Raw genomic sequence first — 8,817 nt, forward strand, 5'->3', positions numbered from 1 at the left:
ACGGTGTGCGACCGGACGGGGCGCGGCCGGATGGCGTGCGGTCGCATGACGCGCGGTCGGATGGGGCGCGGGCGGGTGGCGCGCGGTCAGACGGTGTGCGACCGGACGGAGTGCGGCCGGACGGCGCGCGGCTGTCGGGCGACGCTGCCGGGGAACCGTGGTTCCTGGGCCGCACCAGGGAGCTGAAGGCGCTGCGCGCGGACATCGCGCGCGCGGGACTGGACACCCTCTCCGGCCGCAAGGCCCCCCGCGCCCGGGTGCTGCTGGTCGCGGGCCGTCCCGGCTCCGGCCGCACCGCCCTCGCCGAGGAACTCGTCGCCCAGGTCGCCGGCGACTACCCGGACGGCCTGCTGCGGGCCCGGCTGAGCGAACCCGACGGCACCCGGGTGCCCGTCGACTCCCTCGCCCGGGACCTGCTCACCGCCCTGGGCCGCACCACCCGGCCCGGCGCCACCGAGGACGACCTCGCCCACGAGCTGCGCACCGCCCTCGCCGGGTGCCGCACCCTGCTCCTGCTCGACGACGCCGCCGACGCCGCACAGGTCGACGCGCTGCTCCCGGACAGCCCCGGCTGCCTGGTCGTCGCCGTCGCCGAGGGCCCGCTCACCGGCATCGCCGACGTCCGCCCCTGCACCCTGGGCGGCCTGGACACCAAGTCGGCCGTGGAACTGCTCCAGCGGCGCATCGGCTCGGTACGGATCACGGTCGACCCCCGGGCCGCCGAGTCCCTGGTCGAGGAGTGCCGGGGCCGGCCCGCCGCGCTGGCCCTGGCGGGCGGCTGGCTCGCCGCCCGCCCCAAGGCCGCCGTCGCCGACCTCGCCAAGCAACTGCACGCCGCCGGGACCGACGAGAGCGACCCCGTCGCCCGCGTCTTCCGACTCGTCCACGCCTCCCTGCCCAGCGCCGCAGCCCGGATGCTGCGGCTGCTCTCCCTCGCCCCGGCCGGCCTGGTCGACCCGCACACCGCCTCCGCCCTGGCCGGCTGCTCGGTCGGCAGCGCCCGCACCACCCTGGACGACTTCGTCGCCCTCGGCCTGCTGCGCCCCCTCGACTCCCCGCTGCCCGAGTACGAGGTCCCCGGCTGCCTGCACCCCCTCCTGGCCGCCCATGCCCGCACCCACGACCGGCCCGCCGAACTCCAGCTGGCCCGCGCCCGCATGCTGGAGCGGACCGTCCGGCTGCTCCAGTCCTGCCGGGCGATCACCGAGACCGACAGCCCCGGGGCCCGCGAGAAGCTCCTCGGCATGCCGCGCGCGCTGCGCTTCGCCACCCCCCGGGACGCCGCCGAGTGGCTGCGGCTGCGCCGGCCCGCCCTGCTGGCCTCGGCCCGCCTCGCGGTCGCCGACGGCGAGCTGGACACCCTCGCCCGGCGGCTGATGTCCCAGCTGGTACGGGCCATGGTGGCGCACACCGGCACCCAGGCGGCCGCCCCCGACCTGTACGGCGTCCACCGGCTGGTGCTGGACGTGGCCGTCCGCCGCGAGCTGCCCCGCGAGCGGGCCGCCGCCCTGCTGAACCTCGCCGACCTGGACGCCCGCACCGGCCGCACCGCCGAGGCGCTGGTGCGCTACCGGGCCGCGCTGGACGCCGGACGCGAGGCGAACGACCCGTACGCCACCGGCCGCGCGATGGAATCCGTAGGCGGCGCGCACCTGGAGCTGGGCGACTACGACCGGGCCGCCGACTGGTTCGGCCGGGCCCTGGCCCAGCGCCTGGCCCGGGACGAGCGCGCGGACGCCGCCCGGCTCTACGGCCGTATCGCCGCCGCCCACACCTACGCCGGGCGTTACGGCGAGGCCCTGCGCAACTGGCGCGCGGCGGTGGCCGGCCACCGCAGGACCGGCGACGTGGCCGCCCAGGCACGGGCCCTGAGCGAGCTGGCCCGGGTCCAGGAGTACGCCGGACGTCCCGAGGAGTCGCTCCGGACCTGCCAGGAGGCGGTCGAGTGGGCCCGCCGCGCCGAGGACACCCGGCTCCAGGCGGCCCTGCACCTCAGGCTGGCCGACACGCTGGAGCACCTCGGCGACCCCGCGGCGGCCGGGCTGCACCGCCGCCGGTCCGAGCGGCTGCTGGAGGACGACTCCCAGCCGGAACAAGGAGCTAACACCTACGAAATCCGTAGCGCACCCGCCGACGATTGATGCTTTGAAAGGCTAGACAGCGGGAACACCTTCATTAGACTGGCTCTGCCGCACGTTCTCCTGCGGTCTCCCCCGGTGTGCCCTCGCATGCCCGGGTATGTCTTGTAGTAGCCCCATTCTCTGAGCCAAGGACCGTGATCGACGTGAAGGTCGGCATCCCCCGCGAGGTCAAGAACAACGAGTTCCGGGTGGCCATCACCCCCGCCGGCGTCCACGAGCTGGTGCGCCACGGCCATCAGGTCGTCGTCGAGCGCGGCGCGGGCGTCGGCTCCTCGATCCCGGACGCCGAGTACGTCGCCGCGGGCGCGGACATACTCGGCTCCGCCGACGAGGTCTGGGCCGCCGCGGACCTGCTGCTGAAGGTCAAGGAGCCGGTCGCGGAGGAGTACCACCGCCTGCGCAAGGACCAGACGCTCTTCACCTACCTGCACCTGGCCGCCTCCAAGGAGTGCACGGACGCCCTCATCGAGTCCGGCACCACCGCCATCGCCTACGAGACCGTCGAACTGCCCAACCGCGCCCTGCCGCTGCTCGCCCCGATGTCCGAGGTCGCGGGCCGGCTCGCCCCGCAGGTCGGCGCCTACCACCTGATGGCCGCCAACGGGGGCCGCGGTGTGCTGCCCGGCGGCGTCCCCGGCGTCCTGGCCGGCAAGGCCGTCGTCATCGGCGGTGGCGTCTCCGGCTGGAACGCGGCGCAGATCGCCATCGGCCTGGGCTTCCACGTGACCTTGCTGGACAAGGACATCAACAAGCTCAAGGAGGCGGACAAGATCTTCGGCACGAAGATCCAGACCGTCGTCTCCAACGCCTTCGAGCTGGAGAAGGCCTGCCTGGACGCCGACCTCGTGATCGGCGCCGTCCTGATCCCCGGCGCCAAGGCGCCGAAGCTGGTCAGCAACGAGCTGGTCTCCCGGATGAAGCCGGGGAGTGTCCTTGTCGACATCGCGATCGACCAGGGCGGCTGCTTCGAGGACTCCCACCCGACCACTCACGCCGAGCCGACCTTCACCGTGCACGACTCGGTCTTCTACTGCGTCGCCAACATGCCCGGCGCGGTGCCCAACACCTCCACCTACGCGCTGACCAACGCCACGCTGCCGTACATCGTCGAACTCGCCGACCGCGGCTGGGTGGAGGCGCTGCGCCGCGACCCCGCGCTGGCCAAGGGGCTCAACACCCATGACGGCAAGGTCGTTTACAAGGAGGTGGCCGAGGCGCACGGCCTGGACCACGTGGAACTGTCCGCCCTGCTCGGCTGACAAGTCGCCCTCAGGCAAGCCGTCACCTGGCAAGTCGTCATCCGGTAAAGGCGACACGTCAACTTCGGTCGTCAATGCCACACACCCGGCCGGACCTTGTCGACAAGGTCCGGCCGGGTGTGTGTATGGTCACTTTGCGATTCTCGTTCAACTCGCCTCGAACGTAACGCTTGAACCCATTCGTACACCGGTGAAACCTGCTGTGCGACGGCCGTACGCCCTTGACAGAGGGGTGTTCCATTGCCGACACATCGGGCCGGGTCCGGCGGATTGTGTTGCTGCGGACCGCCGACACGCCATAGAGTCGCCAATCGTCGGCATGGTGCCACGCTGACCTGTCTAGAAGTTTCCTGGTCACCAAGGAGGTAAGACGACTTGTGAATGAGTCGACATTTACTCCCGGGGGTGGTCAACCAGGAATGCCTGCAGGGCCCGGAGGCCCCGGGCGGTTCGAGGCTGTCGGCTCCGTCGCTGTGCGAACCTTCGCAGCCCACCAGAGTCCGCAGGCAACTCAGACAGCACACCCGAAGATGGATGGCCAACACGTGAACGCCATGGCCGGCGACGGAAGTGGCGCGCCCCGCAACCACTTCGCCGACTACGACGAACTGCCCCAGGGGCACTTCTATGACCCGGACGCCGAGTACGAGCCGGATCCCGAGTACGCGGCCACGCTCGCGCCCGACGCGGCCCGACAGCGCCGCGAGCGCGTCGGCCCGACCGGACGCCCGCTGCCGTACTTCCCGATCCCGGGCCCGCTGACCGACCACGGTCCCGCGAAGATCATCGCGATGTGCAACCAGAAGGGCGGCGTCGGCAAGACGACGTCGACCATCAACCTGGGTGCCGCGCTCGCCGAGTACGGGCGCCGGGTGCTGCTCGTCGACTTCGACCCGCAGGGCGCGCTGTCGGTCGGTCTCGGCGTCAACCCGATGGAGCTGGACCTCACCGTCTACAACCTGCTCATGGAGCGGGGCATGGCGGCCGACGAGGTGCTGCTGAAGACGGCGGTCCCCAACATGGACCTGCTGCCCAGCAACATCGACCTGTCGGCGGCCGAGGTGCAGCTCGTCAGCGAGGTCGCCCGCGAGTCGACCCTCCAGCGCGCGCTGAAGCCGCTGCTGGACGACTACGACTACATCGTCATCGACTGCCAGCCCTCGCTCGGCCTGCTCACGGTCAACGCGCTGACCGCCGCGCACAAGGTGATCGTGCCGCTGGAGTGCGAGTTCTTCGCGCTGCGCGGGGTCGCGCTGCTGACCGAGACGATCGAGAAGGTCCAGGAGCGGCTCAACCCGGACCTGGAGCTGGACGGCATCCTCGCCACGATGTACGACTCGCGCACGGTGCACAGCCGTGAGGTGCTCGCGCGGGTCGTCGAGGCGTTCGACGACCACGTCTACCACACGGTCATCGGACGTACCGTCCGCTTCCCGGAGACCACGGTCGCCGGTGAGCCGATCACCACGTACGCCTCCAACTCCGTCGGTGCCGCCGCCTACCGCCAGCTCGCCAGGGAGGTGCTCGCCCGGTGTCACGCCGAGTGAGTCTGCCGGGGGCCGACGAACTCTTCCGTACGACAGGGGGTATGGGGCTTCAGGCGTCCAGCCCCAGGCGCCAGGCGGGCGGCGAGGCCCGGGTGCCGGCGCCGGCCGGATCTCCGGCCGGGGAGAGCGACCCGGCCGCCGCCGAGGACGCGCCGCAGTCGGTGCCCGCGCAGGGCGGTGACGGCCGGGGCGCCGAGCACGTGGCCGCGGACGCGGAGCCGGGACCGAACGGCGAGTCGCACAGCCGGGGCGCGGAACGCTCCGCCCGGCGGGCGGGCCCCGACGGGGCGCAGGAAGGTTCTGCCGCCGACCGGTCCCGCAAGCGCGGGCGGGCCGCCGCACGGCGCCCCAGCGGGCGCGAGCGGCACGACGAGAAGATCACGGTGTACGTCTCCGCCGAGGAACTGATGGACCTGGAGCACGCCCGGCTGGTGCTCCGGGGCGAGCACGGACTGGCCGTCGACCGCGGCCGGATCGTCCGCGAGGCGGTCGCCGTGGTCCTCGCCGACCTGGAGACCCGCGGGGACGCCAGCATCCTCGTACGCCGGCTGCGCGGACGGTAGCGGTAGCCTGCGGAGGCCATGACCTCCAACGACGTTCCCCGCGCCGGTGCCTCCGGCGGCCGTCGGCGCGCGCTGGGGCGGGGGCCGGGAGTCTCCCCGGCGACCGCGCCGCCCGGACCTCCGCCGACGCGCGATCCGGGCGGGGCCCGGCCGGAGCGCGGTCCCGGTTCCGGTCCCGGACCGGACGCCGTACCGCCTGCGACGGACGCCGAGCCCGCCGGGTCGGAGGCGGAGCCTTCAGGGACGCCCGCACGGCCCTCCGGGACGGCGGCGGAGCCCCGTGGGGTGGACGCCGAGCCGGCCGAGGTGGTGGCCGGTCCGGGTTCCCCGGATGCCGTGGCCCACGCGGCGCCGGAAGCCGAACCGGCGGATCACGGCCGGGCCCGGCCGGCCGCGGCCCCCGAGGCCGCGCCCCGCGCCCCGCACGCGCGGCCCGAGACCGCGCCCGGTACCGGCCGGGGTGCCCCGGCCGTCACCGAGAGCGGCGCCGCGGCTGATGGCGACGGTGAGGCCGACGACCGGGTCTTCAAGGTCCGCGTGGCCCACGCGGCGCCGGAAGCCGATCCGGCGGATCACGGCCGGGCCCGGCCGGCCGCGGCCCCCGAGGCCGAGCCCCGCGTCCCGCACGTCCGGCCCGAGACCGCGCCCGGTACCGGCCGGGGTGCCCCGGCCGTCACCGAGAGCGGCGCCGCGGCTGAGGGCGACGGTGAGGCCGACGACCGGGTCTTCAAGGTCCGGCTCGCCAACTTCGAGGGCCCCTTCGACCTGCTGCTCCAGCTGATCTCCAAGCACAAGATGGACGTCACCGAGGTCGCCCTGTCCAAGGTGACCGACGAGTTCATGGCGCACATCAGGGCGCTGGGGCCCGACGGGGACCTGGACCGGACCACCGAGTTCCTCGTCGTCGCCGCCACCCTGCTCGACCTGAAGGCGGCCCGGCTGCTGCCCGCCGCGGAGGTCGAGGACGAGGCCGACCTGGCGCTCCTGGAGGCCCGCGACCTGCTCTTCGCCCGCCTCCTCCAGTACCGCGCGTACAAACGCATCGCCGACATCTTCAGCGGGCGGCTGGACGACGAGGCCCGCCGCTGTCCCCGTACCGTGGGACTGGAGCCGCACCACGCCGAACTGCTGCCGGACGTCGTCATCAGCATCGGCGCCGAGGGGTTCGCCAAGCTGGCGGTCAAGGCGATGCAGCCCAAGCCGAAACCGCAGGTGTACGTCGAGCACATCCACGCGCCGCTGGTCAGTGTGCGGGAGCAGGCCGGGATCGTCGTCGCCCGGCTGAAAGAGCTGGGCGAGGCCAGTTTCCGGGCGCTGACCGCGGACACCGACGACACCCTGACCGTCGTGGCCCGCTTCCTGGCCCTGCTGGAGCTGTACCGGGAGAAGGCCGTCGCCCTGGACCAGGAGACCGCCCTCGGCGAGCTGCTGGTGCGCTGGACCGGCGGGGACGGGGCCGCCGAAGGGGCCGTGACCGACGAGTTCGACCGGCCGCCCGAGCAGCCGGAGGAGGAGAAGAGCACGTGAGTGACGAAGCGGGCGTGGCGCCGTCCGTCGCGGACCTCGACCTCAAGCCCGCTCTGGAGGCGGTCCTGATGGTCGTCGACGAGCCCGCGACCGAGGAGCACCTGGCGAAGATACTGGGGCGGCCGCGGCGCCGGATCGCGGACGCCCTGCGCGAGCTGGCCGACGAGTACACCGCCCAGGGCCGCGGATTCGAGCTGCGGCTGATCGCCGGCGGCTGGCGCTTCTACACCCGGCCCGAGTACGCCGCCGCCGTGGAGGGCTTCGTCCTGGACGGCCGGCAGGCCCGGCTGACCCAGGCCGCGCTGGAGACCCTCGCGGTGGTCGCCTACCGCCAGCCCGTCAGCCGCAGCCGGGTCTCCGCCGTGCGCGGCGTGAACTGCGACGGCGTGATGCGCACCCTCCTCCAGCGGGGTCTGGTCGAGGAAGCGGGCACGGAACCCGAAACAGGTGCGATCCTGTACGTGACGACGAACTACTTCCTGGAGCGGATGGGCCTGCGCGGCCTGGACGAGCTGCCGGAGCTGGCGCCCTTCCTCCCCGAGGCGGAGGCGATCGAGGCCGAGACGCTGGAAGGGGTTCCGTCGTTCGATCCGGACGCACCCGATGCGCCGGGTCCCGACGACGCAGACGACCAGACGGACATTTGATGCGAAGCAGCAGCGGCAGGAACAGCAGCGGAAACAACGGCGGGAGCCGTGGTGGCACGAGCGGCGGCCGCGGCGGGAGCGGCGGCGGGCGCGGTGACTACCGCGGCGCCGGCAACAACCGCGACGACAGGCAGGGCAGCGGCCGTCCGAAGAAGCCGCGCCCGGAGGAGCGGCGCTACGACGTGGGCCCCGGCGCCACCCAGGACGGTCCGAAGTCGGGCCGCGGCCCCGCGGCCCGCGGCGGCGCCAAGGGCGGTCCGAAGAAGCCCCAGCAGCGGGGACGCAGCGTCCCGGCGACCTCCCGCGAGTACGAGGCGCGGGCCGAGGAGCGCAACCGCGAGCGGTACGCGGGCAAGAAGGACGTCAAGCTGCCCAAGACCTTCCCCGGCGCCGAGCAGGAGGGCGAGCGGCTGCAGAAGGTCCTGGCCCGCGCGGGCTACGGCTCCCGGCGCTCCTGCGAGGAACTGATCGAGCAGGCCCGGGTCGAGGTCAACGGCGAGATCGTCCTGGAGCAGGGCAAGCGGGTCGACCCGGAGAAGGACGAGGTCAAGGTCGACGGCCTGACCGTGGCGACCCAGTCGTACCAGTTCTTCTCGCTGAACAAGCCCGCCGGTGTCGTCTCGACGATGGAGGACCCGGAGGGCCGGCAGTGCCTCGGGGACTACGTCACCAACCGCGAGACCCGGCTGTTCCACGTCGGGCGGCTCGACACCGAGACCGAGGGCGTCATCCTGCTCACCAACCACGGTGAGCTGGCGCACCGGCTGACCCACCCCAAGTACGGCGTGAAGAAGACCTACCTCGCGCACATCGTCGGCCCGATCCCGCGCGACCTGGGCAAGCAGCTGAAGGACGGCATCCAGCTGGAGGACGGGTACGCGCGCGCGGACCACTTCCGGGTCGTCGAGCAGACCGGCAAGAACTACCTCGTCGAGGTCACCCTGCACGAGGGCCGCAAGCACATCGTGCGGCGCATGCTCGCCGAGGCCGGGTTCCCGGTCGACAAGCTGGTGCGGGTCGCGTTCGGGCCGATCACCCTGGGCGACCAGAAGTCGGGCTGGCTGCGGCGGCTGTCCAACACCGAGGTCGGCATGCTGATGCAGGAGGTCGACCTCTAGGGCCTGTCGTTTGGA

Annotated in this window: 7 protein-coding genes; all 7 read left to right on the plus strand. The window is 73.1% G+C overall.

Features of this window, described 5'->3' with window-relative positions; translation table 11 throughout:
* The first annotated feature begins 95 nt into the window (after nt 1-95).
* The 7 genes from J7I94_RS17870 to J7I94_RS17900 all read left to right on the plus strand — a co-directional run bounded on the left by J7I94_RS17870 (nt 96) and on the right by J7I94_RS17900 (nt 8,802).
* Nucleotides 96-2,141, plus strand: coding sequence for a tetratricopeptide repeat protein (locus tag J7I94_RS17870; RefSeq protein ID WP_215168119.1), 2,046 nt, complete (start codon nt 96-98; stop codon nt 2,139-2,141).
* Between the two features lie 134 nt (nt 2,142-2,275).
* Nucleotides 2,276-3,400, plus strand: coding sequence for an alanine dehydrogenase (ald, locus tag J7I94_RS17875; protein WP_215168120.1), 1,125 nt, complete (start codon nt 2,276-2,278; stop codon nt 3,398-3,400).
* A 419-nt stretch (nt 3,401-3,819) separates the two neighbouring features.
* On the plus strand, nt 3,820-4,947 hold the full coding sequence (locus tag J7I94_RS17880) for a ParA family protein (protein WP_215168121.1): 1,128 nt from the start codon (nt 3,820-3,822) through the stop codon (nt 4,945-4,947).
* Nucleotides 4,944-5,510, plus strand: coding sequence for a hypothetical protein (locus J7I94_RS17885; RefSeq protein ID WP_215168127.1), 567 nt, complete (start codon nt 4,944-4,946; stop codon nt 5,508-5,510). Before J7I94_RS17880 ends, J7I94_RS17885 begins: the two co-directional genes overlap by 4 nt.
* A gap of 285 nt (nt 5,511-5,795) precedes the next feature.
* On the plus strand, nt 5,796-7,037 hold the full coding sequence (locus tag J7I94_RS17890; RefSeq protein ID WP_308114604.1) for a segregation/condensation protein A: 1,242 nt from the start codon (nt 5,796-5,798) through the stop codon (nt 7,035-7,037).
* A gap of 68 nt (nt 7,038-7,105) precedes the next feature.
* Nucleotides 7,106-7,684, plus strand: a complete 579-nt coding sequence (gene scpB / locus J7I94_RS17895; protein WP_251075328.1) for an SMC-Scp complex subunit ScpB — start codon at nt 7,106-7,108, stop codon at nt 7,682-7,684.
* Entirely contained in the window at nt 7,684-8,802 is a 1,119-nt protein-coding gene (locus tag J7I94_RS17900) for a pseudouridine synthase (protein WP_215168124.1), read from the plus strand. Before scpB ends, J7I94_RS17900 begins: the two co-directional genes overlap by 1 nt.
* Nucleotides 8,803-8,817 lie beyond the last annotated feature (15 nt).

This window comes from Streptomyces sp. ISL-12, from assembly GCF_018614415.1.
Classification (GTDB): domain Bacteria; phylum Actinomycetota; class Actinomycetes; order Streptomycetales; family Streptomycetaceae; genus Streptomyces.

Bases quoted from the DNA above. Each gene is read 5' to 3' on its own strand.
- scpB (WP_251075328.1), top strand. From the start codon at position 7,106: ATGGTCGTCGACGAGCCCGCGACCGAGGAGCACCTGGCGAAGATACTG.
- J7I94_RS17900 (WP_215168124.1), top strand. From the start codon at position 7,684: ATGCGAAGCAGCAGCGGCAGGAACAGCAGCGGAAACAACGGCGGGAGC.
- J7I94_RS17880 (WP_215168121.1), top strand. From the start codon at position 3,820: ATGCCTGCAGGGCCCGGAGGCCCCGGGCGGTTCGAGGCTGTCGGCTCC.